Raw genomic sequence first — 25,508 nt, 5'->3', positions numbered from 1 at the left:
CGGGCATGGACGTCCCCCCACCCCGCACGAGCACATCGGCCAGTACTGCACGCATCCTCGCACCTGCCACTGACAACGCGCCCGCCGCCCACCGGCAAGTGATCTTGATTGGTCGGCTCTGCCCGCAAAAGTGCCTGAACAATGCCCCAGCGGCGACGGCTTGAGATCGGTCACGTCCGGGTCGGGCAACCGGGAGACCGGGGCGAGCGTCTTTCCTTCGAACACGTACGGGAACCGAACAACTTCGGGAACCGAAACGCGTACGGGAACCAGCTACCGAATCGGTATGACCGCGGACCGGCGGGTAGCGGCGGCCACGCCACTACAGTGGACCGGAACAACCACGCAAGCAGCAGGGAGCGCATGACGTGCGGCCGGTAGGCAGCAAGTACTTCCTCGAGGAGCCGCTCGGACGCGGTGCCACGGGAACCGTCTGGCGTGCCCGCCAGCGTGAGACCGCCGGTGCCGAGGCAGCCGTTCCCGGACAGCCCGGCGAGACCGTCGCGATCAAGGTCCTCAAGGAGGAGCTGGCGAGCGACCCGGACATCGTGATGCGGTTCCTGCGGGAGCGCTCGGTGCTGCTCCGCCTGACCCACCCGAACATCGTCCGGGTCCGTGACCTGGTCGTGGAGGGCGAGCTGCTGGCCCTGGTCATGGATCTCGTCGAGGGCCCCGACCTGCACCGCTACCTCCGCGAGAACGGGCCCTTGACCCCGGTCGCCGCGGCCCTCATGACCGCGCAGATCGCCGACGCGCTCGCCGCCAGCCACTCCGACGGCGTGGTGCACCGCGACCTCAAGCCGGCCAACGTCCTGCTCCAGCAGAACGGCGGCCAGATGCACCCGCTGCTGACCGACTTCGGCATCGCCCGCCTCGCCGACTCCCCGGGGCTGACCCGCACCCAGGAGTTCGTCGGCACGCCCGCGTACGTCGCGCCGGAGTCCGCCGAGGGCCGCCCGCAGACCTCCGCCGTCGACATCTACGGCGCCGGGATCCTGCTGTACGAGCTGGTCACCGGGCGTCCGCCGTTCTCCGGCAGCTCCGCCCTGGAGGTCCTGCACCAGCACCTGAGCGCCGAGCCGCGCCGCCCCTCCACCGTGCCCGAGCCGCTGTGGACGGTGATAGAGCGCTGCCTGCGCAAGAACCCCGACGACCGCCCCAGCGCCGAGAACCTCGCGCGCGGCCTGCGCGTCGTCGCCGAGGGCGTTGGCGTGCACGCCAACGCCGCGCAGATCGCCGCGGCCGAGGGCGTCGGCGCGCTCCTCGCCCCCGACCCGTCCCCGACGGCCGTGCCCGGCGCCGCCGACGCCACACAGGTGCTGCCGCACGGCGCGGGCGCCTACGACCCGAACGCCGCGACCAGCGTGCTGCCGCACACCGGCGGCCCCGCGGGCGCCGCCGACCCCACCGCCGTACTGCCGCACACCCCGGGCGGCCCGAACGCCGACCCGACGCAGGTGCTCCCGCAGGGGCAGCAGGGCGGGCCGGGGCCCGACCAGCCGCACCCCTGGCAGACCCAGCTGCGGGCCGCGCGCGACCGCAACGAGCAGACCCAGATCCAGTACCTCGACCCCGACGAGGACCCGCTGCGCCGCCGCCCCCAGCGGCAGGTCGCCCGCCCGCAGCAGCCGCCCCAGCAGCCCCCGCGCGCCCCGCAGCGGCCCCAGCCGCAGCAGCGCCCGCCGCAGGGCCCGCCGCCCGGCTACGGCTATCCGCAGCAGCGCCCCCAGCATTACGCGACTCCGCAGCCCCAGCAGCCCCAGCGGTACGCCCCGCCGCCCACGCCCCAGCCGCAGCAGCCCCAGCGGCCGGTGCGCGAGCCGCGCCAGCCCCGCCAGCGCAGCGCCAACCCGATGCGGATCCCCGGTCTCGGCTGTCTGAAGGGCTGCCTGGTCACGGTCGTCATCCTGTTCGTGGCGGGCTGGCTGGTCTGGGAGCTGAGCCCGTTGCAGGAGTGGATCGGCACCGGCAAGGGCTACTGGGAGCAGCTCACCGACTGGTTCTCCACCGTGACCGGCTGGATCGAGGACCTGGGCGGCGGCTCGTCGGGCTAGGGCCTGTCGTTGGGATCAGGTCGGCTGAAACGGACTGCGCTTTCCGGCCGACCCGACCCCGCGACGCCGACATGATCCCAACGACAGGCCCTAGGCCCAGTCTGTGGATTTGTCGACACCCAGCGGGTGATTTCGGGCTCCGCGGTGAAGGTTGGCTCCTCGGACGCGTAGTTTTAGCGACAACACGCGTCTGTAGGAGCAGTCTTGGCACGGAAGATCGGCAGCCGGTACACCGCGAACCAGATCCTGGGACGGGGCAGCGCCGGCACGGTGTGGCTGGGCGAGGGACCCGAGGGACCCGTCGCCATCAAGCTGCTGCGCGAGGATCTCGCGTCCGACCAGGAACTCGTCGGACGCTTCGTCCAGGAGCGCACGGCCCTGCTCGGCCTCGACCACCCGAACGTGGTCTCCGTCCGCGACCTCGTCGTGGACGGCAACGACCTCGCGCTCGTCATGGACCTCGTCCGCGGCACCGATCTGCGCACCCGGCTGGAGCGCGAACGGCGGCTCGCGCCCGAGGCGGCGGTGGCGATCGTGGCCGACGTGGCGGACGGGCTGGCCGCGGCGCACGCGAAGGGGGTCGTGCACCGGGACGTCAAGCCGGAGAACATCCTGCTCGACATGCAGGGCCCGCTCGGGCCCGGCGGCTCGCACCGGGCGCTGCTCACCGACTTCGGCGTGGCCAAGCTGATCGACTCCCCGAAGCGGACCCGCGCCACGAAGATCATCGGCACGCCGGACTACCTCGCCCCGGAGATCGTGGAGGGCCTGCCGCCGCGCGCCTCCGTCGACATCTACGCGCTGGCCACCGTCCTCTACGAGCTGCTCGCCGGGTTCACCCCGTTCGGCGGCGGCCACCCCGGCGCCGTACTGCGCCGCCATGTCACCGAGACCGTCGTCCCGCTGCCCGGCATCCCCGAGGAGCTGTGGCAGCTGCTCGTGCAGTGCCTCGCCAAGGCGCCCGCGTCCCGGCTGCGCGCCTCCGAGCTGGCCGCCCGGCTGCGGGAACAGCTGCCGCTGCTGGCCGGGCTGCCGCCGCTGGACGTCGACGAGCCGGACGCCGACACCGACCCCGACGCCGAGGAGCCCGCCACCGTCACGGCCCCGGGCGAGCCCCCGGCCCCGGCGCGGATACGGCGCGGCGCGGTCCCCCTGGTCCCCGGCGCCAAGCCGGACTCCAACCGTGACACCCATACGTCGATGAGGGTCCCCGGCCCCGACGAGCTGGCCGGGGGCGCCCGGGGCACCGCCCGCGCCCCCCGCCCCGCCGGTGCCCCCCGCCCCGGCTCGGCCCGGCACCGTGTCGCGGCCCGGCGCCGCCGGGTGACGCTGACCGTGGCGGCCGTGGTCCTCGTTACGGCGGCGGGCGTCGGCACCTGGCTGGCCACGGCGGACGACGACGCCTCCGCGCCCCCGCGCGAGACCCGGCACTCGGCGCCCGAGTCGCCCTGACCCGGCTCCCCGCCGTGACCCCACGGACCCGGCCGGGACGGTCCGGCATGGACCGCCTGGCGGAGCCGTTACGCTGGAGGCGTGGCAGTCGTCGATGTATCCGAAGAGCTGAAGTCCCTCTCCTCGACCATGGAGTCGATCGAGGCCGTCCTGGACCTCGACAGGATGAGGGCAGACATCGCCGTGCTCGAGGAGCAGGCGGCCGCGCCGTCCCTGTGGGACAACCCGGACGAGGCGCAGAAGATCACCAGCCGTCTCTCCCACCTCCAGGCCGAGGTCAGGAAGGCCGAGGCGCTGCGCGGACGGATCGACGATCTCTCCGTGCTGTTCGAGATGGCCGAGGAGGAGGACGACCCGGACACCCGCGCCGAGGCCGAGACCGAGCTGTCCGCCGTCCGCAAGGCGCTGGACGAGATGGAGGTCCGCACCCTCCTCAGCGGCGAGTACGACGCCCGTGAGGCGCTGGTGAACATCCGCGCCGAGGCCGGTGGCGTCGACGCGGCCGACTTCGCCGAGCGGCTCCAGCGCATGTACCTGCGCTGGGCCGAGCAGCACGGCTACAAGACCGAGGTCTACGAGACGTCGTACGCGGAGGAGGCGGGCATCAAGTCCACCACCTTCGCCGTGCAGGTGCCGTACGCCTACGGCACCCTCTCCGTCGAGCAGGGCACCCACCGCCTGGTGCGGATCTCGCCCTTCGACAACCAGGGGCGCCGCCAGACGTCCTTCGCGGGCGTCGAGGTCCTCCCCGTCGTCGAGCAGTCCGACCACGTCGACATCGACGAGTCCGAGCTGCGCATCGACGTCTACCGGTCCTCGGGCCCCGGCGGTCAGGGCGTGAACACCACCGACTCGGCGGTGCGCATCACCCACCTGCCCACCGGCATCGTCGTCTCCTGCCAGAACGAGCGCTCGCAGATCCAGAACAAGGCGACCGCGATGAACGTCCTCCAGGCCAAGCTGCTGGAGCGGCGCCGCCAGGAGGAGCAGGCCAAGATGGACGCCCTGAAGGGCGACGGCGGCAACTCCTGGGGCAACCAGATGCGTTCGTACGTCCTGCACCCGTACCAGATGGTCAAGGACCTGCGCACCGAGTTCGAGGTCGGCAACCCCGAGGCCGTGTTCAACGGTGAGATCGACGGGTTCCTGGAGGCCGGGATTCGCTGGCGCAAGCAGCGGGAGAAGTAACGCGACGCTTTGTCGACATGGCAACTGCCGCCCTTGAGGCGGCAGTTGCCTTTTACATCACACCTACACACTTCAACCCCCCGTCAAACAAGCAGCAATAGGACATTGCGTACGCAACGGCCTTGACGCTTCTTTGAAAAGTCGGAAAGGTGAGGCGCGGCATGCGTATCTGCGGGGCGCATGTGAACCGGGGGGTTTCGGCTACAGCTACCTCCGTCGATCACGGCCCCGAGCGCCGCCTCATGACGATTAGCTACTGGGGGTAGCAACCAATGACCAACAAGACGCGGATGCGCGTCGCGCGTATCGCAGCCGGTGCCGTCGTGGCGGCGGGTGCGTCGCTGCTGTGGACGGGTGTCGCGCAGGCCGAGGGCGATGAGCCGCCCACCTGTGACATCGGCATCGAGATCGAGTGCGAGACCGAGACGCCCGACCCGGACCCCTCCACCACGGAGCCGGACCCGGACCCGGACCCCAGCATCCCCGACAGCCCGGACCCGACCGAGTCCGAGACGGAGGACCCTGAGCCCACCGAGCCCGAGAACCCGGTCGAGGAGGACCCGAGCCCGAGCAACCCGGGCAACGGGAACGACAACGGCAATGGGAACGGAAACGGCAACGGCAACGGTGGTGGCAACAACACCGACCCCGACGGCGGCTCCGGTGACTCCGCGCAGAGCGAGGGTTCCTCCGCGCTGACGGACACCGGTTCCGAGCCCTCCGTCGAGCCTTCCGCCCAGGGCGGCGGCGACGAGCTGGCCGAGACGGGTGCCGCGCAGACCACGTTCCTGCTGGTCGGCGCCGCGACGATGATCGCCGGTGGTGTCGGCTTCCGGGTGCTGCCGCGCCTGATGGGCGGCCGTGGCGGCGCGGCTGCCTGAGGGTAGCCGGAGGTAACCGTACGCAGGACAAGGGCCCGGAGCGGATGCTCCGGGCCCTTGCCGGGTTCTTACGCGGTCCGGTCCTACGCGGTCTGGTGGGCCGCCAGCAGCGCCAGCGCGGCGACCAGGACCGCCAGCAGGGCGATCAGCGCCGCGGGGGTCAGGGCCGCGAAGGGGTTGCCCTGCTGGAGTCGCTCGCGGTTGGCCCGGCACACGGGGCAACGGCCCTCGCTCACGGGTGCGGCGCAGTTCGCGCACACCAGCCGGTCGTACGTCATGCGCTCGCCCTCCTCGTGCCGGTTACACCGTGACAACGCCCGCGGGAACCCGAACGTTCCCCTCCCACTGTGCCAGGTTCCCCCGGGAAGGGCGCGGGCGCTCGGAAAGGCTGCCCTGCACAAAAGCGCACAAGCCCCTCACAACCCCTACCGGTGCCTGCGCTGGTGCGCCCGGTTCGCGTATGGTCACGCTCATCTACCCCCGGCGACCCGTGGTGCATCCGTGATCCGATTCGACAATGTCTCCAAGGTCTACCCCAAGCAGACCCGTCCAGCCCTCAGGGATGTCTCCCTTGAGGTCGAGAAGGGCGAGTTCGTGTTCCTCGTGGGGTCCTCCGGCTCCGGAAAGTCCACCTTCCTGCGGCTGATCCTCCGCGAGGAGCGGTGCAGCCACGGCCAGGTGCACGTTCTGGGCAAGGACCTCGCCCGCGTCTCCAACTGGAAGGTGCCGCAGATCCGGCGCCAGCTGGGGACGGTCTTCCAGGACTTCCGGCTGCTGCCCAACAAGACGGTCGCCGAGAACGTGGCCTTCGCCCAGGAGGTCATCGGCAAGTCCCGTGGCGAGATCCGCAAGTCCGTGCCGCAGGTGCTCGAGCTGGTCGGGCTCGGCGGCAAGGAGGACCGGATGCCGGGCGAGCTGTCCGGTGGTGAGCAGCAGCGCGTCGCCATCGCACGGGCCTTCGTGAACCGGCCCAAACTGCTCATCTGCGACGAACCCACCGGCAACCTGGACCCGCAGACGTCCGTCGGCATCATGAAGCTGCTCGACCGCATCAACCGCACGGGCACCACCGTGGTGATGGCGACCCACGACCAGAACATCGTGGACCAGATGCGCAAGCGCGTCATCGAGCTGGAGAAGGGCCGCCTCGTCCGCGACCAGGCACGCGGCGTCTACGGCTACCAGCACTGATGCCGCCCCTGTCCGCCGCAGACATCGCAGACGTCCCCGGAAAGGCCTGAAGAAGACGCCATGCGCGCCCAGTTCGTTCTGTCCGAGATCGGTGTCGGTCTCCGCCGCAACCTGACGATGACGTTCGCCGTCGTCGTCTCCGTGGCCCTGTCGCTCGCCCTGTTCGGCGGGTCGCTCCTGATGAGCGACCAGGTGAACACCATGAAGGGCTACTGGTACGACAAGGTCAACGTCTCGGTGTTCCTGTGCAACAAGAGCGACGCCGAGTCCGACCCCAACTGCGCCAAGGGCGCGGTCACCAAGGATCAGAAGGAACAGATCCAGACCGACCTGGAGAAGATGTCGGTCGTCGACTCGGTGACGTACGAGTCGCAGGACGAGGCGTACAAGCACTACAAGGAGCAGTTCGGCGACTCGCCGCTGGCCAGCTCCCTCACCCCGGACCAGATGCAGGAGTCCTACCGGATCAAGCTGACGGACCCGGAGAAGTACCAGGTCATCGCGACCGCCTTCGACGGGCGTGACGGCGTGCAGTCGGTGCAGGACCAGAAGGGCATCCTGGACAACCTCTTCGGGCTGCTGAACGGCATGAACTGGGCGGCACGCGCGATCATGGCGCTGATGCTGGTGGTCGCGCTGATGCTGATCGTCAACACGGTGCGCGTCTCGGCGTTCAGCCGCCGCCGGGAGACCGGCATCATGCGCCTCGTCGGCGCCTCCGGCTTCTACATCCAGGCGCCGTTCATCATGGAGGCCGCCGTCGCCGGTCTCATCGGCGGCGGGCTCGCGTGCGGATTCCTGCTCGTGGGGCGGTACTTCATCATCGACAACGGACTCGCCCTCTCCGAGAAGCTGAACCTGATCAACTTCATCGGCTGGGACGCGGTGTTGACGAAACTCCCGCTGATCCTCGCGACCAGTGTGCTGATGCCCGCATTGGCAGCGTTCTTCGCGCTGCGCAAGTACCTGAAGGTGTGACGTACCCCAACAGGGCCGTGCGGTCAACGGACCGTGCGGCCCTCCGCGTTGTCCTAGACTCACCGCCATGTCAGGCCGCGACCTGTTCTGTCCGCCCCGCCGCATCCGCCGCGGGGCCGCCCTGACATTGGTCTTCGCGAGCGTCCTGGTGGCCGGTGCCGCGACCGGCTCGCTGCCCGGCTCCGACGGCGAGCGGGAACCCGACGCCGCGCGTACGGCGGCCGCCGCCAGCCGCCCCGACGAGGTGGCGCGGGCCGCCGCCGAGGCCATGGAGTCCGGGCAGTCCCCCGTGGAGGCCGCCCAGCGCGCCGTCAGCCGCAGCGGGGACCGCTGGGGCGCCGTCTACTCCAAGGGCGAGTACGAGGAGTTCGAGGACGCCCTGGACGGCGAGTACACCGGCGTCGGCCTGTGGGCGCGGCGTGAGCGGTCCGGCCGGGTCGAGGTGACCGAGGTGCGCTCCGGGTCGCCCGCCGCCGACGCCGGCATCCGCGCCGGGGACCGGCTGCGCAGCATCGACGGACGCAGCGTCGACGGGCTGCCGGTCACCGAGGTCGTCGCCCTGCTGCGCGGCGACGCAGGGGACGCCGACGCCCCGGACGCCTCCGCCGGGTCCACCGTCCGGCTCGGCGTGGAACGCGGCACGCGTGCGTGGAGCCTCACCCTGCGCCGCGCCCGGCTCTCCACCGACTCGGTCACCGTACGGCGGCTCGCCGACGGCGCCACCGTGATCAAGGTCGCCGCCTTCACCAAGGGCTCCGGCGACGCCGTACGCGCCGCCGTGCGGCAGGCGCCCTCCGACGACGGCGTCATCCTCGACCTGCGCGGCAACCCCGGCGGTCTGGTCACCGAGGCCGTCACCGCCGCCTCCGCCTTCCTCGACGGCGGCCTGGTCGCCACCTACGACGTCGAGGGCGAGCAGCAGGCCCTGCACGCCGAACCCGACGGCGACACCACCAGGCCCCTGGTCACGCTCGTCGACGGGGGCACGATGAGCGCGGCCGAGCTGCTCACCGGTGCCCTCCAGGACCGGGGCCGGGCGGTGGTCGTGGGCTCGCGCACCTTCGGCAAGGGTTCCGTGCAGATGCCCCGCCAGCTGCCCGACGGCTCGGTCGCCGAGCTGACCGTCGGCCACTACCGCACCCCGGCCGGGCGCGGCGTCGACGGCGAGGGCATCACCCCCGACCTGGAGGCGGGGCGGGAGGCCCTCAGCCGGGCGGAGACGGTGCTGGGCGGCCTCGGTCAGCAGGACCCCGGGTGACCCGCGCGTAAACGGCTTCCCGCGCACCCCCTCCATGGTGCGAAAATGGCCTGACTATGGCTAAGGAAAAAGGGCGCAAGCTGATCGCGCAGAACAAGAAGGCGCGGCACGACTACCTCATCATCGACACCTACGAGGCCGGCATGGTCCTCACCGGCACCGAGGTGAAGTCGCTGCGCCAGGGACGGGCCTCGCTCGCGGACGGGTTCGTGCAGCTCGACGGGCACGAGGCCTGGCTGCACAACGTGCACGTGCCCGAGTACAGCCAGGGCACCTGGACCAACCACAGCGCCCGCCGCAAGCGGAAGCTGCTGCTGCACCGCGCGGAGATCGAGAAGCTGGAGTCCAAGTCCCAGGAGACGGGGCACACCATCGTGCCGCTCGCCCTGTACTTCAAGGACGGCCGCGCGAAGGTCGAGATCGCCCTGGCGAAGGGCAAGAAGGAGTACGACAAGCGGCAGACACTCCGCGAGAAGCAGGACCGCCGTGAGGCGGAGCGGGCGATGTCCGCGGTGCGCCGCAAGCAGCGGGCCTGAGCCCCGGCCGGGGCGCCGGGAATACGCTGGCATCCGCCCGCGTTGTTCACGTACGATGGCACCCGGCCTCACAGCGGGTCGCAGATTGAAAAATCAACATGGGGATGATCGGTTTCGACAGCGGCTGTCGAAGCAGGGGAAGCGTGTCGAGGAAGCGGCCATGATCTCGTAAACCACAGGCCGAAAAAAATAATCGCCAACACCAAGCGCGATTCCTCCCAGCAGGCCTTCGCCCTCGCTGCCTGATAGGCAGCGCGAGCGAGCCTCCTACTAAAGGGAGTGTCAGCCCGGGGATGTTCCCGACCCGGATCCTGGCATCGACTAGGGGACTAAACCTCTAAACCCGGTCACGGGGTGTAGAGGGAAACCAAACAGTGACTGAGCCCGTCGGAGACTTGTCCGCGTGATCTCCGGGGCCGAGAAAAGCGCAGCGGACTGCACACGGAGAAGCCCTGGTTCCGCACCGTTGGACGCGGGTTCGATTCCCGCCATCTCCACTATCTCCATGTGACGAGGGCCCGGAGGCTGCCAGCCAGCCACCGGGCCCTCGTCGTGTTCCCGGAACCCGGTGTCAGGCCGTGCGCGGTGCCGTGCTCGCCCGCACCGTCAGCCGGGCCGGGAGCAGCGTCGCCTCGTCGACGGGCTCGCCGCCCAGCTTCCCCATCAGCAGCTCCACCGCCCGCGTACCGATCTCCGTGGACGGCAGGGCGACCGAGGTGACGGGCACCCGCACCGACTCGGCCTGCTCGCGCGGGCAGATCGCGGTCACCGACAGATCGCCGGGCACCCGCAGACCGAGCTGCTCGAAGGTGTCGATGAGCGGTTCGAGGACCGGCTCGTTGTGGACGACGACACCGGTCAGCGCGGGCTGCTCACGCAGCAGCCGTTCGGCGGCGGCCCGGGCCGCGGCGGGCGAGGCCTCGCAGGGGTGCACGACGGACGACAGCCGGTGCCGGTCGGCGGCCGCGGTGAACCCCTGCAGCACGCGCTGCGCGAACGCCGTCCCGCGCACGTACACCTCCGGCGGCGACCCCACCAGCCCCACCACCCGGTGCCCGAGGGCCGCCAGATGGTCCACGCACAGCTCCCCGGCCGCCCTGAAGTCGAGGTCGATGCAGGTCAGCCCCTCGGCCTCGGCCGGAAAGCCGATCATCACCGACGGCCGCTCCAGCGAGCGCAGCAGCGGCAGCCGGGGGTCGTCGAGCTGGACGTCCATCAGGATCAGGGCGTCGACGAGGGCCGTGTCCGCGACCCGGCGCAGCCCGTCCTCGCCCTCCTCCTGGGTGAGCAGCAGTACGTCGTGGTCGTGGGCGCGGGCGGTGGTCACCACGGACACCGCGAACTCCATCACGACCGGGACGTGGATACCGGCGCGTAAGGGCACCACCAGGGCCAGCACGTTCGACTTGCTGCTGGCCAGGGCGCGGGCACCGGCGTGCGGGCGGTAGCCGAGGGCGCGGATGGAGTCCTCGACGCGGCGCCGGGTCTCCTCGGAGATCGGGCGCTTGCCGCTGAGCGCGTAGGACACGGTGCTGGGGGAGACCCCGGCGTGCCGGGCCACATCCGTGATCTTCACCATCAGCCCAGCTCCAGGGTGAGGAACCCGGTCCCGGCCGCGGCCCGCGCCTCCCGCTCCCCGGCGGCCAGCGCCCACGGGGCCGCCGGATCACTGCACGAGGCCCGCAGCATGTCGCCCTCGCGTACGACGGTGAAGGTGACGTCACCGACGGGAACCGTCACCTGGGCGCCCCGCTCAAGGCCGTACGCCCGCAGCGTCACCCCGTCGGCGTGCGGATAGTCGGGCCGGTCGGCCACCGCGCCCACCGGGATCACCGCGCCCGGCCGCACCAGCAGCGGCACGCTGTCGAACCCGTGCCGCTCACGCACCCAGCGCGGCCCGGTCACCGTCTCCCCGGTCACGAAGTGGGTCCAGGTGCCCTCGGGGACGTAGTAGGTGACGTCGCCCTCGTCGCTGAAGACGGGCGCGACCAGCAGGTCCGACCCGAGCATGTACTGCCGTTCCAGGTGCGCGCACCCGGGGTCGTCCGGGAACTCCAGGACCATCGCCCGCATGATCGGCGTGCCCTGGGCGTGGGCGGTGCGGGCGGCCTCGTACAGGTACGGCATCAGGCTCAGCTTCAGCCGGGTGAAGTGCCGCAGCACGTCCACCGACTCCTCGTCGAACAGCCACGGCACCCGGTAGGAGGAGCTGCCGTGCAGCCGGCTGTGCGAGGACAGCATCCCGAAGGCCAGCCACCGTTTGAACAGGGCGGCCGTCGGGGTGCCCTCGAAGCCGCCGATGTCATGGCTCCAGTAGCCGAACCCGGAGAGCCCGAGCGAGAGTCCGCCGCGCAGCGACTCCGCCATGGACTCGTACGTCGCCTCGCAGTCGCCGCCCCAGTGCACCGGGAACTTCTGGCTCCCGGCGGTCGCCGACCGGGCGAACACCACCGCCTCGCCCTCCCCGCGGTGCTTGCGCAGCACCTCGAAGACGGTGCGGTTGTACAGGTAGGTGTAGTAGTTGTGCATCCGCTCCGGGTCGGAGCCGTCCGCCCAGACCACGTCCGTGGGCACCCGCTCGCCGAAGTCGGTCTTGAAGCAGTCCACGCCCTGCGCGAGCACCGCCTCCAGCTTGGCCGCGTACCAGTCGCGGGCGGCCGGGCTGGTGAAGTCCACCAGCGCCATCCCCGGCTGCCACAGGTCCCACTGCCAGACACCGCCGTCCGGCCGCCTCAGCAGGTGCCCGAGCGCCTTGCCCTCCGCGAACAGGGGGGAGCGCTGGGCGATGTACGGGTTGATCCACACCGAGACGTGCAGCCCACGCTCCTTCAGCCGGGCCAGCATGCCCTCCGGGTCGGGGAAGACCCGCGGGTCCCACTGGAAGTCGCACCAGTGGAACTCCCGCATCCAGAAGCAGTCGAAGTGGAACACCGAGAGGGGCAGTTCGCGCTCCCGCATGCCCTCGATGAAGGAGGTGACGGTCTCCTCGTCGTACGACGTGGTGAACGACGTCGACAGCCACAGCCCGAACGACCAGGCGGGCGGCAGCGCCGGACGGCCGGTCAGGGCGGTGTACTTGCGCAGGATCTCCTTCGGGCTCGGGCCGTGGATGACGTAGTACGTCAGCTCCTGCGCCTCCACGCTGAACTGCACCCGGGACACCGTCTCCGAGCCGACCTCGAAGGACACCTTGCCCGGGTGGTCGACGAAGACGCCGTAGCCCGCGTCCGTCAGATAGAACGGCACGTTCTTGTACGCCTGTTCGGTGGCGGTGCCGCCGTCGGCGTTCCAGATGTCGACGACCTGCCCGTTCTTCACCAGCGGGCCGAAGCGTTCCCCGAGGCCGTACACGGAGGTGCCGACGCCCAGGCCCAGCTGCTCGCGCAGGTAGTGGGCGCCGCTCGCGTCCCGCATGATGCCGATGCCCTTGGGGCCGCTGGTGGTGAGGGTGCGGCCGCCGGCGAGGAAGTCGACGTGCCAGGGCCCGCCGCGGGAGATCCGCACCGACAGGTCGCCGGAGGTGAGGGTGGCGTGCTCGTCGTCGTACGACAGCTGGGGCGTGAAGTCGGTGCGGCTCAGGTCGAACTCGGGGCCGCGCGACTGCTCGCCCTCGAAGTGGGTGACGGTGACGCCGATGACGTCGGGCATCGGGGCGTGCGCGGTGATCGTCACGACCGGTCCCTTCAGCAGGTCGCCGCGGTGGCGGATGGGCTGGGTCGGCGCGTGGACCTCCAGCGCGCCGTCCCGGTCCGCGACATCGAGTACCTCGACCGGATGGGCCGCGGTGACACCGTCGCGGAGCAGCCAGTAGCCGTCGGTGAACTTCACGTGGGGGGTCCCCCTTCACTTGACCGTTATTTGACCGCGCCCACGGCGATGCCACGGGTGAGGGTCCGCTGGAAGACGAGGAAGAAGACGAGCGCGGGGAGCACGCCGAGCAGGGCGGCGGCGTTGGTCATGGTGGCGTCCATCAGACGCTGGCCCTGGAGGACACCGAGGGCCACCGACACCGTCTGGTTGTCGTTGGAGATCAGCATCACCAGCGGCAGCAGGAACTCGTTCCACGTCCAGATGAAGAAGAACACCAGCAGCACACCGAGGGTCGGGCGGCTGACCGGGACGACGATCCGCCACAGCACCTGCCACTTGTTCGCCCCGTCGATGCGGGCCGCCTCGATGACCTCCCGCGGGAACTGGCCGAGCACGGAGGCCAGCAGATACGTCCCGAAGGCCGCCTGGATCACCGTGAACACGATGATCACGCTCAGCCTGGTGTCGTACAGGCCGACTTCCTTGCTGAGGTAGTACACCGGGTAGACCAGCGCCTCCTGCGGCAGCATGTTGGCCAGCACGAAGAACGCCAGCACCCAGGCCCGCCCCTTCACCCGGCCGATGCCGATGGCGTACGCGTTCAGGACGGAGATCACCGCGGCGAGGACCGCCACCGAGCCGCTGATCAGCACGGAGTTGAACAGCTTCTGGCCGTAGTCGACGCGCTCCCAGAAGTCCTTCAGGCCGTCGAGGTACAGGCCCTCGGGGAGGCTGAGCGGGCCGTTCTGGGAGTACTCGGCCGGTGACTTCGCCGCGTTCACGGCGACGATCAGGAACGGCACGATCATGAAGAGGGCGGCGATGGCCAGCGCGACCAGCACCGGGTAGCGGCGCAGGGCCCGGGTCATGTTCTGCTCCCCATCTCGGCGTCCTCCGCGCGGGTCTGGAGCTTCAGCCCGACCAGCGACAGGGCGAGGATGACGACGGTCAGCACCGTCGAGATCGCCGCGCCGTAGCCGACCTGGGTCTTCTCGAAGAACGTGGTGAAGGAGAAGTACGACGGCACGTTCGTGGCGCCGCCGGGCCCGCCCTTCGTCAGCACGTACACCGCGCCGAACACCTTCAGGGCGGCGATCGTGCACCACGTCAGCACGACATACGTCTCCGGCCGGATCTGCGGCAGCGTGATGTGCCAGAAACGGCGCCACCAGCCCGCCCCGTCCAGCTCGGCCGCCTCGTACAGCTGCGGGTCGACGCGCTGGAGGCCCGCCATGAAGACGACCAGCGGGAAGCCGAGCTGCACCCACACCAGGACGCCCATCACGGTGTACAGCGCGAGATCCGGATCGCCCAGCCAGTCCTGCTGCCAGGAGCCGAGGCCGACCGCCTTCAGCAGCTCGTTGAGTGAGCCGTTCTCGGGCGCCAGGATCCAGCTCCACACGATGCCCGCGACCGCGATCGGCAGCACCTGCGGGAGGTAGAAGCAGGCCCGCAGCACCGCGACCGTCTTCGTGCCGAAGTGCTTGCCGACGTAGTCGAACAGCGCCGCCGCCAGCACCAGACCCAGCAGGGTCGGTACGGCCGCCATCGCCAGCACCATGAAGAGGCTGTGCCGGAACGACGCCCAGAACTCGCTGTCGTCCAGCAGCTCCCGGTAGTTCTCCAGGCCGGTGAAGTCGTCGGCGCCGGGGGCGCCCACGCCCTGCCAGTCGGTGAAGCTGACGCCCGTGTTCATCAGGAACGGCAGCACGATCACGGCGAGGAAGGCGAGGGCGCCGGGGAGCAGGAACAGGGCGTAGGAGTCCCGGGGGCGGGGGCGGGCCCTGCCGGCCTGCCGGTGGGGCGCCGCCCGCCGCTTCTCGACGGTGACCGTCATCGCTTCGGTACGCCCTTGTCGTACGCGTCCTGCAGGGCGTCCAGGTACTCGTCCGTCGACGCGCTGCCGGTGATCAGCTTCTGGGTCTCGGAGACCAGGACGTCGTAGAAGCCGGTGACCGGCCAGTCCGGGTAGAAGGCGAGTCCGTCGCGGCCGGAGAGGGTGTTGAAGTCCTCGATCAGCTTCTTCGACTGCGGGTCGGTGATCGCGTCCGCGTCGGCCGCGACGGGCACGCCGCCGTTGTTGCCGAGGAGGTTCTGGATGCGCTTGGTGAGCGTGATGTCGATGAAGTCGTAGGCGAGTTCCTTGTTCGGCGCGTTCTTCGGGACCACCCACAGGTTGCCGCCCGAGCCGAGGGTGAGGTCGGAGCCGGGCCACAGGAAGGTGCCCCAGTCGAAGCCCGCCTCGTCCTGGAAGCGGCCGTACCACCAGGAGCCGGAGAACAGGATCGGCGCGTTGCCCTGGAGGAAGGAGACCCCGGCCGCCTCCGCCTTCGCACCGCTGGACGTCTTGGCGATGTAGCCCTTGTCGACCCAGTCGGCGAAGGTCTCGGCGGCGTACGTCCAGGCCGCGTCGTGGAAGTCGGTCTCGCCCTGGTACAGCTCGTAGGCGTCGACCCAGGAGCGGTCCGCCTTGGAGAGGGCGAGCTGGTAGAGGTACTGGTGGGCGATGTACTCGGCGCCCGCGTTGGCGAGCGGGGTGATGCCCTCGTCGACGAACGCGTCCATCGCGGCGGTGAGTTCACCGAAGGTGGTGGGCTCGGCGATGCCGTACTTCTCGAACAGGTCCTTGTTGTAGAAGACCATCGTGTACTCGGCGTAGTTGGGGACCCCGTACCAGTTGCCGGAGCCCATCACGCCGTTCTCGTCGTACACGCTGGTCGTGCGGACGCCCTCGCTCAGCTTGTCGTCCCAGCCGCGCTTCTCGGCCTCCGCGCTGAGGTCGGTGAGCAGGCCCTGCTTGGAGAGCAGGCCCGCGGTCGCGTTGCCCTTGTTGTACTCCATGAGGTCGGGCGCGTCGGAGGAGTTCAGCACCATGGGCGCGGTCTTCTGGATCTGCTCGAAGCTCTTCTCCTCGAACTTCACCTTCACGCCCGGGTGCTTCGCCTCGAACTCCTTGATCGCCTCCGTCCAGGCGACGCCCATGGCGCTGTTCGGGGCCTCGTAGTGCCAGAGACGGAGCGTCTGGCCGTCGGAGCCGCCGCCGTCCTCCGAGCCTCCGCAGGAGGTCAGCAGCAGTGATCCGGCAAGGATCACCGCCGTCGCCGCCGCACGCCTTCGTGTTCTCAACATCCCGCGCCTCCCGGGGAGCCGGAGTCGGATGGGTGGGTCAGGCGTCACACCCGGCTGTCGAACGGGGTTCGATGCGTGGCGCCCGAAGCGTCGAAGCGCTTCGACGGGCGAAGTTATGTGGGTGCGGGGAGGGCGTCAATACGTTGGGCGTCAATTGTTGAAGCGGTTCGATCGCGCGAACGCGACGAGGGAGATCAGCAGCGCCGCCCCGGCCGCCGATACCGGCACCGCGTAGCCCGCCGTCGCGGAGACGTGCTCGACTACCCAGCCGCCGGTCGCGCTGCCGCAGGCGATACCGCCCAGCAGCCCCGTCACCGCCAGCGTCATGCCCTCGTTCAGCCGGCCCTCGGGCGTGATCCGCTGGACCAGCGTCATGTTGGTCACCATCGTCGGCGCGGTCGCCATCCCGGCGACCAGCAGCGCGCCCCCGAGCAGCACCAGCGAGCCGGACAGCGACGCCGCCAGCAGCGGCAGCGTCAGCAGCGCCGTCATCGCCGCGATGCACCACGACAGCCGGGCCGTCACCCGGTTCCCCGGCTTCACCGCCCCGTACACCAGACCCGCCGCGCACGAACCGGCCGCCTGGAGCGCCAGCACCACCCCGGCCGCCGACTTGTGTCCCTGTGCGTCCGCGAACGCGATCGTGACGACCTCCATCGCCCCGAACACCGCCCCCGTCGCCAGGCATACGACGAGCAGCGGCCGCATCCCGGGGGCGCGCAACGGCGCCTTGCCCTCGGGGCGTACGCCGGGGGTGACCGGCGGCTCGGTCGACCGCTGCGCCGCGAACAGCAGCACCCCGCCCACCAGCAGGACGACACCGGTGAGCGTGCCCGCCTCCGGGAAGAACGTCGCGCACAGGAACGCCGCCAGCACCGGCCCCAGCATGAAGCACAGCTCGTCCGCCGCCTGCTCGAAGGCGTTGGCGGTGTGCAGCCCCTCGGCGTCGTCCCGCAGCAGGTGCGACCAGCGGGCACGGGACATCCCGCCGGTGTTCGGGGTGGTCGCGGTGGCGGCGTACGCGGCGAACAGCGTCCAGTTGGGGGCGCCGTAGCGCACGCACAGCACCAGCGCCAGGCTCCCCAGCGCCGCGCACAGCGTCGCCGGTACGGCGATCCGGGCCTGCCCGTACCGGTCGACGAGCCGCGCGACCCAGGGGGCGACCAGCGCGGTGGCGCCGAGGCCGGTCGCGGTGACGGCTCCGGCGAGGGCGTACGAACCCCTCGAACCGGCGATCATCACGACCGCGCTGACGCTGAACATGCCCATCGGCAGGCGGGCTATCAGGTTCCCGGTCGTGAACGCCCGGGTGCCGGGGATGGTGAAGAGGCGGAGGTAGGGGTTGGCGGGCTTGCGGACGTGGGTGCGCTCGGCGAGGGTCGGTTGCGGCATGCGCCTACCGTCGCCCGTGCCCGATCAAGGGGTCCAACACCTGGTGAGCGCGGATTCACGCACCCTGGTTGTGAATGACGGTGATCGTCTGTGCGGTGACCGTCGGTGGGGTGGGTGACGGTGATTGTCCGTGCGGTGACCGCCGGTGGGGTGAGCGCCGATGGCCCCGCGTTGTAGATTCGCCGGATGCCCGCCCCCATAGACCCCCGGCTGCTGCGCGCCTTCGTCGCCGTCGCCGAGGAGCTGCACTTCACCCGGGCCGCCGCCCGGCTCTTCATCGCCCAGCAGGCGCTCAGCAGGGACGTACGGCGGCTGGAGCGGGAACTGCGCGCCGAGCTGTTCCTGCGGACCACCCGGCAGGTGACGCTGACCGCCGACGGGGAGCGGCTGCTGCCGTACGCGCGCCGTGTCCTCCAGGCCCACGACGACCTGCTGACCGCCTTCGGGCAGGCCCGCCCCCTGCTCGTCGACCTGAACTCCCCGGGCCTGCACACCCACCGCCGTGTGCTGCACCTGGCCCGTGAACTCGCCCCCGAGGTGGAGCTGATGGCCCGCTTCGAGAGCGGGCTGACGGGGGCGGCGGCGGAGTTGATCGCCGGGCGCCTCGACGCGTCGTTCGGCCGGTTCGCGGGGCTCGGCCCGGCGCTGCGGGCACAGCTGGACCACCAGCCGGTCCGTCTGGAGCCGATGGCGATCATGCTGCCGGAGGACCACCGGCTGGCCGCGCTGGACGCGGTGCCGCTGGCCGCGCTGGCGGGCGAGGAGGTGTACGCGGGCGCCGGGAATCCCCGTACGCCGGAGTGGACCGACCTCGCACGCCACCTCTTCGAGGGACGGGGGATCGGACTGGCGCCACCCTTTCCGCTGGCGGTCGGCGAGGAGGAGTTCCAGCGGCTGATGACCAAGACGCGGAGCCCGGTGCTCGCCGTGGTGGGCTTTCCGGCCATGCCCGGCACGGTGGTGCGGCCCTTGATCGATCCGGTGCCGCTGTCACCAGTGTCGCTGGTGTGGCGAAAGGGGCTGGTGCACCCCGGTTTCCACGCTCTTCGCCGGGCAGCGGCCCAGCTCGCGGCAGAGGAGGGCTGGCTTCAGCCACCCGCCGATGGATGGATTCCAGCCATCGACGAAGATCTGATGAGCGTCCATAACTGAGACGCGGCGAACACGGAACCCTCACGTGCGCTACATTCTTGGCCTGAGCACGGTGTGGTAAACGGGGCGCTCGGGCTAGGTGGGGGCCTGGTTCGAACGACGGGTGCTCGGAGTCGTATGCGCACCCGCAAACTGTCCCGTGGGGGGAAGTGCGCGCGTGAACAAGTGGCGAGAAGACGCCCAACCTGAGTGGCCCGAGGTGGCATCCCCCACGGGTTCGACAGCTGCCGGCGCCGGGGTCGGTGCCGGTGGTGGCGACACCAGGGCCGTCCCGCAGACGTCCGGTTTCGATGCCTTCAGTCGGCGTGACCGGTTCCAGTCGGCCGCCGGGGCCGAGGCGGGTGACGCGGCGGAGACCGCCGTGTTGCCGCAGCTGGGTGCGGACGCGGTGGGCGGTGTCCCCGGCGCGAGGACCGGTTCGGCGGCTGTGCCCGGTCCGGTCTCAGGTGCTGTGCCTGTGCCCGGTCCGGTCTCGGGTGTCGTGCCTGTGCCCGGTCCGGCCGCGGGTGCTGTGCCTGTGCCCGGCTCGGGCGCGGGTGCTGTCGTACGTGACCCATGGGCGGAAGCGGAGCCGGAACCGCACACCCGGCCGGCGCCCCAGGCGCCCGACGACGGAGTCACCCACGATCCCCACGAGGTGACCGTCCAACTCGACGCCGTACAGTTCGGCGCCGGGCGGCTGAGCCCCGCCGCGGGCGTCCCCGACACCACCGAACCCGACGCCGCGGGCCCGGTCTTCGTCGACGAGACGGGCCGCCGCAGCCGCCGCTTCCGCCGCATCGGCATGCTCGTCGGCCTCGCCTGCGCCGTCTACGCCGTGGTGATCCTCGCCACACTGCTCTCCGGCAACTCCAACGCGCCCTGGCTGCCCGTACCGGAGCAGAACGGCGACCAGCCCGCCGGCCAGGTCGACAGCCCCGTGCGGCCCACCGAGTCCACGCTGCCCTCCGACCCCGGCAGCGCCGACCCCGGCGCCGGCCCCGACGCCAGCGCCGACCCGTCGGTGACGCCCGGCGCCTCCGGCCCCGCGCCCGACACCACCGGCTCCGGGACCAACCCGGGCGGCACCACCGTCACCACCGGCCCGGACCCGACGGCCACCGGAGCCACCGGCTCCGGCAGCGGAGCGACCAAGCCGGGCGGCGGCTCCACCGCGACCGCCCCCTCCACCACGGACGGCCCCGCCGACCCGGAGCCCACCGACACCGCCACCACCGACCCCGACCCGACCCAGACCTCGGGCGAGGACACCGGCGGCGGCGACACCACCGGGGCCGGCGCCGACACCGTCGCGGGCGCACCGGCCGACCCGGACCCGATCGCGGACGACGCGGGAACGGCCCCCACGGCCCCCACCGTGACCGTCGCCCTCGCGGCTTCCCCCGCTTCCCCCGCCTCCTCCACCCACCCCGCTCACTCCCCGTCGTCCCCGGAGTACGTCCTCTGATGGCAACCCGCACACGCCGTCGAGGGGCCTCGCGATCAGGAGCCTCCGACGGCTCCCGCCGACGCCTGCCCCTGCGCTTCCTGCTCCCCTCGCTCGTCCTGGTCGCCCTGATGGCGATGCTGATGCTGCGCGGCTACGTCCACAGCGAGATCCTCGCCGACCACCGCGTCCGCCCGCCCGCCGCCAACGACAAGGTCCCCACCGAGATCCTCAGCGGCGGCCCCGTCCTCGACACCCGCGGCGGCCGGACCGACAGCCTCACCGTGCCCGACCACCGCCTGGTCCTGACCTTCGACGACGGTCCCGACCCGGAGTGGACCCCGAAGGTCCTAGAGGTCCTGCGCAAGCACGACGCCCACGCGGTCTTCTTCGTCACCGGCACCATGGCCTCGCGCTACCCCGACCTGGTCCGGCAGATGGTGGCCGACGGCCACGAGATCGGCCTGCACACCTTCAACCACCCCGACCTCTCCTACCAGTCCCAGCGCCGCATCGACTGGGAGCTGTCGCAGAACCAGCTCGCCATCTCCGGCGCGGCGGGCATCCGCACCTCGCTCTTCAGGCCGCCGTACTCCTCGTTCTCCGGCGCCATGGACAACAAGTCCTGGCCGGTCACCGAGTACATCGGCTCACGCGGCTACATCACCGTCGTCAACAACACCGACAGCGAGGACTGGCGCAGGCCCGGCGTCGCGAAGATCATCGAGAAGGCCACGCCCAAGAACGGCGAGGGCGCCATCGTCCTGATGCACGACTCCGGCGGCGACCGCTCCCAGACCGTGGCCGCGCTGGACCGGATGCTGCCCGACCTGAAGGCCGAGGGCTACCGGTTCCAGAACCTCACCGAGGCCCTGGACGCGCCCAGCGCGCACAGTCCGGTCACCGGCCTCGACCAGTGGAAGGGCAAGGCGTGGATCTTCCTGGTCCAGGCCTCCGAGAACATCACCAGCGGCCTCGTCGTCGGCTTGGCGGTCATCGGCTCCCTGGTCATCGGCCGCTTCGTGCTGATGCTCCTCCTCTCGGCCGCGCACGCCCGCCGCGTCCGCCGCAAGGGCTTCCGCTGGGGCCCGCCCATCACCGAACCGGTGTCGGTCCTCGTGCCCGCGTACAACGAGGCCAAGTGCATCGAGAACACCGTCCGCTCCCTGATGGCGAGCGAACACCCCATCGAGATCATCGTCATCGACGACGGCTCGACCGACGGCACGGCACGCATCGTCGAGGCGATGGGCGTCCCCAACGTCCGCGTCGTCCGCCAGCTCAACGCGGGCAAGCCCGCCGCCCTCAACCGGGGCCTCGCCAACGCCAGCCACGACATCGTCGTGATGATGGACGGCGACACCGTCTTCGAGCCCGCCACCGTCCGCGAACTCGTTCAGCCCTTCGGCGACCCGCGCGTCGGCGCCGTCGCGGGCAACGCCAAGGTCGGCAACCGCGACACCCTCATCGGCGCCTGGCAGCACATCGAGTACGTGATGGGCTTCAACCTCGACCGCCGCATGTACGACATCCTGCGCTGCATGCCGACGATCCCGGGCGCGGTGGGAGCCTTCCGCCGCTCGGCGTTGCAGCGCATCGGCGGCATGAGCGAGGACACCCTCGCCGAGGACACCGACGTCACCATGGCCCTGCACCGCGACGGCTGGCGCGTGGTCTACGCCGAGAACGCCCGCGCCTGGACCGAGGCCCCGGAGACCGTCCAACAGCTCTGGTCCCAGCGCTACCGCTGGTCCTACGGCACCATGCAGGCCATCTGGAAGCACCGCCGCGCCCTCGTCGACCGGGGCCCGTCGGGCCGCTTCGGCCGCGTGGGCCTCCCCCTGGTGTCGCTGTTCATGGTCCTGGCCCCGCTCCTGGCCCCGCTGATCGACGTCTTCCTGCTCTACGGCCTCATCTTCGGCCCGACCGAGAAGACGATCATGGCCTGGCTGGGCGTCCTCCTCATCCAGGCGGTCTGCGCGGCCTACGCCTTCCGCCTGGACCGGGAGAAGATGACCCACCTGATCTCCCTCCCCCTCCAGCAGATCCTCTACCGCCAGCTGATGTACGTCGTCCTCCTCCAGTCCTGGATCACCGCCCTGACCGGCGGCCGCCTCCGCTGGCAGAAGCTCCGCCGCACGGGAGTCGTGGGCGCGCCACCCCCGGGTTCGACGACCCATGAACCGGCGCTGGACGGGAGGCCGGTGGGATGACCCAGGGCTATACGACGGGCGGTCCGGAACCGGCATCCGCCTACGGGACCTACGGGGCCGGGACGTACGACGCGTATGGCGTCCCGCAGCAGCGGACGATGGACATGGACCCGGAACCACCCGCCCCCGCGCCCACCCCGGCGCCGGAGACGAAGAAGGCACCCGGCCGCGACCGCTACCTGGACCTCCTGCGCTCGATCGCCTTGGTCCGCGTGGTCGTCTACCACATCTTCGGCTGGGCCTGGCTGACGGTGCTGTTCCCCTCCATGGGCGTGATGTTCGCGCTGGCGGGCTCGCTGATGGCGCGCTCGCTCAGCCGCCCCGCCCTGGGCGTCATCAGGGGCCGCGTCCGCCGCCTGCTGCCGCCGATGTGGGCGTTCGGCGTGGTGGTGCTGACGCTGCTGTTCATGGGTGGCTGGAACCCGACGAAGAACACGGACGACGGCCCGCTCTGGGCCCTGCTGAAGCTGTTCAACTACCTGGTTCCGATCGGCGCCCCGCCCTACCCGTGGAGCATCGGTTCGAAGTCGGGCTGGCTGGAACAGACCTGGGCGGTACAGGCCGCGGGCCCGCTGTGGTACCTCCGCGCGTACCTGTGGTTCGTGATCGCGTCCCCGCTCCTCCTCTGGGCCTTCCGCCGCTTCCCGTGGCCGACGTTGCTGGCCCCACTGGCCCTGACGGCCGTGGTGGGCACGGGCCTGGTGACGATCCCCGGCGAGACGGGCAACGCGGTCACCGACTTCGCCGTCTACGGCGGCTGCTGGATCCTGGGCTTCGCCCATCACGAGGGCCTGCTGAAGGAGATCCCCCGCTACATCGCGGTCTCCTGCGCCGCCCTGGTGATGGCCTTCGGCCTGTGGTGGGCGTCCGGCCACCTGGGCCCCGACGGCTGGGACCTGAACGACATACCGCTGGCCCAGGCCACCTGGTCCTTCGGATTCGTCGTGATCCTCCTCCAGTACTCCCCGTCCTGGCAGGAACTCCCGGGCCGCCTGGCCAAGTGGGACAAGCTGGTGACCCTGTCCAACAACCGCGCGGTCACCATCTACCTGTGGCACAACATGCTCATCATGGCCACGGTCCCGCTGATAGACCTGGCCTACAGCCTGCCCTTCATGGAAGACCCCAGCGCCTCGTCCGCCCTGGACACCACCTACAGCCTGTGGATGTTCTGCCTCGTCTGGCCCCTGATCGGCCTCGCGATCCTGACCTTCGGCTGGGTCGAGGACCTCGCGGCGAAACGCAGACCACGCTTCTGGCCGAACGGGGTACGGCGCGGGGGTGGCGGAGGCTCTCGACGCAGGAACTGAGTCGGCATGCTGTCGCACACCGCCCGCCTCTTCGCCGGCGGTCCCCTCCGGAGGGTCCTGGAGCGCGCCGCCGCGGTGCGGGAGTCCGGAGGAGCACTGTCGCTCGACACTGAGTTGAGGCGCTTCATCCGTACGACGCGCACGACCGCCGCGGCGGAGTGGACGTGCCCGCTCGCCACCGTGACGGCGCTGCTCGACCATGTCGCCATCCTCTGCGCGGAGAACGCGAAGGGCGTGCCGCAGGACTTCTGGCAGCTCGTGGAACAGGCCGACGCTGGTGGGGACGCCAGTGCGTACTTGCACTTCCTGGCTCAGCGACTGCGGGCGCTGGAGCAGGACCCGCAGGACGACTACGAGGACCTTCCGTTGTCCCGCTGGGAAATCGAGGTGAGGTTCCCTCTGCTCACCGGTTTCGGGGTCAACTGGGTCTTCGACGGTGAACACGCGACCCTCCAGGACTCCACCCAGGCCGCGATCGACTCCGAGCACCCCTACTGCGGCGCGTCCCTGGCCCCGCTGGCCGCCGAGGCCCAGTCCGCCCTCGTGCTCTTCCCGACGGAACCCACGATGCGGGACAACCTGACCCCCGCCGTCGGCTGGGCATCCCCCCAGGCACTACGTCACCTACTGCACGCCGTTGACGACCACATGCGCCAGGAGCACGCGGATGGGCAATGACGAGAACCTGGGTCGCTTCTTGCGACGAGGAGCGACGGGCTTCTTCCAGCCGGAGGACGGCCCGCTGCCCGACACTGACCTCCGAGCCTTCCGCACCGCACTCCACGCAGCCGCCCACGCCGCCAAAGGCGTGGTGGGGGAAGTGGAGGAACGGTCCTATCCCCGCACCTTCCACACCGCGTCGGTCATCCAGGGCCTGGAGAAGCATGTCGTGCTGTGCCACGCCCACCACCCATGGATCGCCTTCACCGCAGACCGCCGGGACGGGCATGCCGAGGACTTCACCGCCCCGCCGCAGTGGGCCCGCGTTCTCAGCCAGGCGGGCTTCGGTTTCGAGGTACTCGATCACACCCAGCTCAACACGCCCCTCTCCGCCCTCGACTCATCGCTGCTGTCCGAATTCGAGTGGCGCCAAGCCCACCACCACGACACGACAACGCTGGGAGGAGCCCTCTTCAACACCTGGGACTGAACAGCCGCCACCGAGCCGACCTGTCACCACCCGGAGTGCTCAAGTTGCCGTGGGGGCCGCCCGCTTCTTGGCCAGTGTCGTGCTTCCGCGACCCGGCCTCAAGGGCGCTCCGCTACGCTCCGCGTCGGCTGCGCCGATCGGCCTGCGGCCGCCCCTTGACCCCGGCTCGCTCCGGCACGGGTGAGAAGCGAGCGGGCGGCCCGGAAAGACGGGTGGCCGAGCCATGTCGGCCCCTTCGGTCGGCTGCATGGTGAGGGCGGGTTGGGAGCGCGTTGGCGCCTCGCCAGCACGCCGGGCTGGCTTAGCGGCTTGCGGGCTGGTGGGGATGCGCGTCAGGCAGTCGGGGCACGCCGGGTCGGCTTGGCGACTGGCGGGGCTGTGGGCAGAG

General features: G+C 70.8%; 21 protein-coding genes and 1 other RNA gene. 15 read left to right on the top strand and 7 right to left on the bottom strand.

What is annotated here, in order from left to right; translation table 11 throughout:
• Positions 1-368 precede the first annotated feature (368 nt).
• The 4 genes from KBY47_RS27935 to KBY47_RS27920 all read left to right on the top strand — a co-directional run bounded on the left by KBY47_RS27935 (position 369) and on the right by KBY47_RS27920 (position 5,575).
• Positions 369-2,054 (top strand): serine/threonine-protein kinase, encoded by a 1,686-nt coding sequence (locus KBY47_RS27935; protein WP_210925736.1) that lies wholly within the window; start codon positions 369-371, stop codon positions 2,052-2,054.
• A 204-nt stretch (positions 2,055-2,258) separates the two neighbouring features.
• Entirely contained in the window at positions 2,259-3,506 is a 1,248-nt protein-coding gene (locus KBY47_RS27930; RefSeq protein ID WP_210925734.1) for a serine/threonine-protein kinase, read from the top strand.
• Between the two features lie 81 nt (positions 3,507-3,587).
• Positions 3,588-4,694: a peptide chain release factor 2 gene (gene prfB, locus KBY47_RS27925; protein ID WP_210925732.1), complete on the top strand. Its 1,107-nt coding sequence runs from the start codon at positions 3,588-3,590 to the stop codon at positions 4,692-4,694.
• A 272-nt stretch (positions 4,695-4,966) separates the two neighbouring features.
• Complete coding sequence (locus tag KBY47_RS27920) at positions 4,967-5,575, top strand: LPXTG cell wall anchor domain-containing protein (protein WP_210925730.1); 609 nt, start codon at positions 4,967-4,969, stop codon at positions 5,573-5,575.
• An 83-nt stretch (positions 5,576-5,658) separates the two neighbouring features.
• Here the strand turns inward: KBY47_RS27920 and KBY47_RS27915 are convergent, their stop codons facing one another.
• Positions 5,659-5,853, bottom strand: coding sequence for a hypothetical protein (locus KBY47_RS27915; protein ID WP_210925728.1), 195 nt, complete (start codon positions 5,851-5,853; stop codon positions 5,659-5,661).
• Between the two features lie 223 nt (positions 5,854-6,076).
• On the opposite strand from KBY47_RS27915, the gene ftsE reads away from it, so the two are divergent.
• From ftsE to ssrA, 5 genes are all read left to right on the top strand, one after another.
• Positions 6,077-6,766, top strand: coding sequence for a cell division ATP-binding protein FtsE (gene ftsE, locus KBY47_RS27910; RefSeq protein ID WP_210925726.1), 690 nt, complete (start codon positions 6,077-6,079; stop codon positions 6,764-6,766).
• Positions 6,767-6,826: 60 nt separating this feature from the next.
• Positions 6,827-7,744 carry a permease-like cell division protein FtsX gene (ftsX, locus tag KBY47_RS27905; RefSeq protein ID WP_210925724.1) on the top strand — a complete coding sequence of 306 codons (918 nt, stop codon included), beginning with the start codon at positions 6,827-6,829 and terminating at the stop codon, positions 7,742-7,744.
• 67 nt (positions 7,745-7,811) lie between these two features.
• Positions 7,812-9,002: a S41 family peptidase gene (locus tag KBY47_RS27900; RefSeq protein ID WP_210925722.1), complete on the top strand. Its 1,191-nt coding sequence runs from the start codon at positions 7,812-7,814 to the stop codon at positions 9,000-9,002.
• 56 nt (positions 9,003-9,058) lie between these two features.
• Positions 9,059-9,538, top strand: a complete 480-nt coding sequence (gene smpB / locus KBY47_RS27895; protein WP_210925721.1) for an SsrA-binding protein SmpB — start codon at positions 9,059-9,061, stop codon at positions 9,536-9,538.
• 100 nt (positions 9,539-9,638) lie between these two features.
• Positions 9,639-10,038: a transfer-messenger RNA gene (gene ssrA, locus KBY47_RS27890) on the top strand.
• Between the two features lie 71 nt (positions 10,039-10,109).
• Here the strand turns inward: ssrA and KBY47_RS27885 are convergent.
• The 6 genes from KBY47_RS27885 to KBY47_RS27860 form a co-directional block, all read right to left on the bottom strand.
• Entirely contained in the window at positions 10,110-11,117 is a 1,008-nt protein-coding gene (locus KBY47_RS27885; RefSeq protein ID WP_210925719.1) for a LacI family DNA-binding transcriptional regulator, read from the bottom strand.
• On the bottom strand, positions 11,117-13,366 hold the full coding sequence (yicI, locus tag KBY47_RS27880) for an alpha-xylosidase (RefSeq protein ID WP_210925717.1): 2,250 nt from the start codon (positions 13,364-13,366) through the stop codon (positions 11,117-11,119). The genes KBY47_RS27885 and yicI overlap by 1 nt, the downstream gene beginning before the upstream one ends.
• Before the next feature lie 26 nt (positions 13,367-13,392).
• Entirely contained in the window at positions 13,393-14,217 is an 825-nt protein-coding gene (locus KBY47_RS27875; protein ID WP_210925714.1) for a carbohydrate ABC transporter permease, read from the bottom strand.
• Positions 14,214-15,185, bottom strand: coding sequence for a carbohydrate ABC transporter permease (locus tag KBY47_RS27870; protein ID WP_210925712.1), 972 nt, complete (start codon positions 15,183-15,185; stop codon positions 14,214-14,216). Before KBY47_RS27870 ends, KBY47_RS27875 begins: the two co-directional genes overlap by 4 nt.
• Positions 15,182-16,477 (bottom strand): ABC transporter substrate-binding protein, encoded by a 1,296-nt coding sequence (locus KBY47_RS27865; protein ID WP_210925710.1) that lies wholly within the window; start codon positions 16,475-16,477, stop codon positions 15,182-15,184. Before KBY47_RS27865 ends, KBY47_RS27870 begins: the two co-directional genes overlap by 4 nt.
• A gap of 150 nt (positions 16,478-16,627) precedes the next feature.
• Positions 16,628-17,869, bottom strand: coding sequence for an MFS transporter (locus KBY47_RS27860; RefSeq protein ID WP_210925708.1), 1,242 nt, complete (start codon positions 17,867-17,869; stop codon positions 16,628-16,630).
• Between the two features lie 186 nt (positions 17,870-18,055).
• Here KBY47_RS27860 and KBY47_RS27855 point away from each other — a divergent pair, with 186 nt between their 5' ends.
• From KBY47_RS27855 to KBY47_RS27830, 6 genes are all read left to right on the top strand, one after another.
• Entirely contained in the window at positions 18,056-19,021 is a 966-nt protein-coding gene (locus tag KBY47_RS27855) for a LysR family transcriptional regulator (protein ID WP_210925706.1), read from the top strand.
• Between the two features lie 637 nt (positions 19,022-19,658).
• Positions 19,659-20,468: a hypothetical protein gene (locus tag KBY47_RS27850; RefSeq protein ID WP_210925704.1), complete on the top strand. Its 810-nt coding sequence runs from the start codon at positions 19,659-19,661 to the stop codon at positions 20,466-20,468.
• Positions 20,468-22,660, top strand: a complete 2,193-nt coding sequence (locus KBY47_RS27845) for a bifunctional polysaccharide deacetylase/glycosyltransferase family 2 protein (protein ID WP_210925702.1) — start codon at positions 20,468-20,470, stop codon at positions 22,658-22,660. Before KBY47_RS27850 ends, KBY47_RS27845 begins: the two co-directional genes overlap by 1 nt.
• Complete coding sequence (locus tag KBY47_RS27840) at positions 22,657-23,970, top strand: acyltransferase (RefSeq protein WP_210925694.1); 1,314 nt, start codon at positions 22,657-22,659, stop codon at positions 23,968-23,970. Before KBY47_RS27845 ends, KBY47_RS27840 begins: the two co-directional genes overlap by 4 nt.
• A 6-nt stretch (positions 23,971-23,976) precedes the next feature.
• Positions 23,977-24,648, top strand: a complete 672-nt coding sequence (locus KBY47_RS27835; protein ID WP_210925692.1) for a hypothetical protein — start codon at positions 23,977-23,979, stop codon at positions 24,646-24,648.
• Entirely contained in the window at positions 24,638-25,120 is a 483-nt protein-coding gene (locus KBY47_RS27830; RefSeq protein ID WP_210925690.1) for a hypothetical protein, read from the top strand. Before KBY47_RS27835 ends, KBY47_RS27830 begins: the two co-directional genes overlap by 11 nt.
• Positions 25,121-25,508: the final 388 nt, after the last annotated feature.

It is taken from the genome of Streptomyces sp. B93 (assembly GCF_018070565.1).
Taxonomy (GTDB): domain Bacteria; phylum Actinomycetota; class Actinomycetes; order Streptomycetales; family Streptomycetaceae; genus Streptomyces.
The sequence above is the reverse complement of the archived record's forward strand: the minus strand, read 5'-3'. Positions and strand labels throughout refer to the sequence as shown.

Coding starts and splice junctions, on each gene's coding strand:
- KBY47_RS27920 (WP_210925730.1), top strand. CDS start 4,967: ATGACCAACAAGACGCGGATGCGCGTCGCGCGTATCGCAGCCGGTGCC.
- KBY47_RS27915 (WP_210925728.1), bottom strand. CDS start 5,853: ATGACGTACGACCGGCTGGTGTGCGCGAACTGCGCCGCACCCGTGAGC.
- ftsX (WP_210925724.1), top strand. CDS start 6,827: ATGCGCGCCCAGTTCGTTCTGTCCGAGATCGGTGTCGGTCTCCGCCGC.
- KBY47_RS27900 (WP_210925722.1), top strand. CDS start 7,812: ATGTCAGGCCGCGACCTGTTCTGTCCGCCCCGCCGCATCCGCCGCGGG.
- smpB (WP_210925721.1), top strand. CDS start 9,059: ATGGCTAAGGAAAAAGGGCGCAAGCTGATCGCGCAGAACAAGAAGGCG.
- KBY47_RS27885 (WP_210925719.1), bottom strand. CDS start 11,117: ATGGTGAAGATCACGGATGTGGCCCGGCACGCCGGGGTCTCCCCCAGC.
- KBY47_RS27875 (WP_210925714.1), bottom strand. CDS start 14,217: ATGACCCGGGCCCTGCGCCGCTACCCGGTGCTGGTCGCGCTGGCCATC.
- KBY47_RS27870 (WP_210925712.1), bottom strand. CDS start 15,185: ATGACGGTCACCGTCGAGAAGCGGCGGGCGGCGCCCCACCGGCAGGCC.
- KBY47_RS27865 (WP_210925710.1), bottom strand. CDS start 16,477: ATGTTGAGAACACGAAGGCGTGCGGCGGCGACGGCGGTGATCCTTGCC.
- KBY47_RS27860 (WP_210925708.1), bottom strand. CDS start 17,869: ATGCCGCAACCGACCCTCGCCGAGCGCACCCACGTCCGCAAGCCCGCC.
- KBY47_RS27855 (WP_210925706.1), top strand. CDS start 18,056: ATGCCCGCCCCCATAGACCCCCGGCTGCTGCGCGCCTTCGTCGCCGTC.
- KBY47_RS27845 (WP_210925702.1), top strand. CDS start 20,468: ATGGCAACCCGCACACGCCGTCGAGGGGCCTCGCGATCAGGAGCCTCC.
- KBY47_RS27840 (WP_210925694.1), top strand. CDS start 22,657: ATGACCCAGGGCTATACGACGGGCGGTCCGGAACCGGCATCCGCCTAC.
- KBY47_RS27835 (WP_210925692.1), top strand. CDS start 23,977: ATGCTGTCGCACACCGCCCGCCTCTTCGCCGGCGGTCCCCTCCGGAGG.
- KBY47_RS27830 (WP_210925690.1), top strand. CDS start 24,638: ATGGGCAATGACGAGAACCTGGGTCGCTTCTTGCGACGAGGAGCGACG.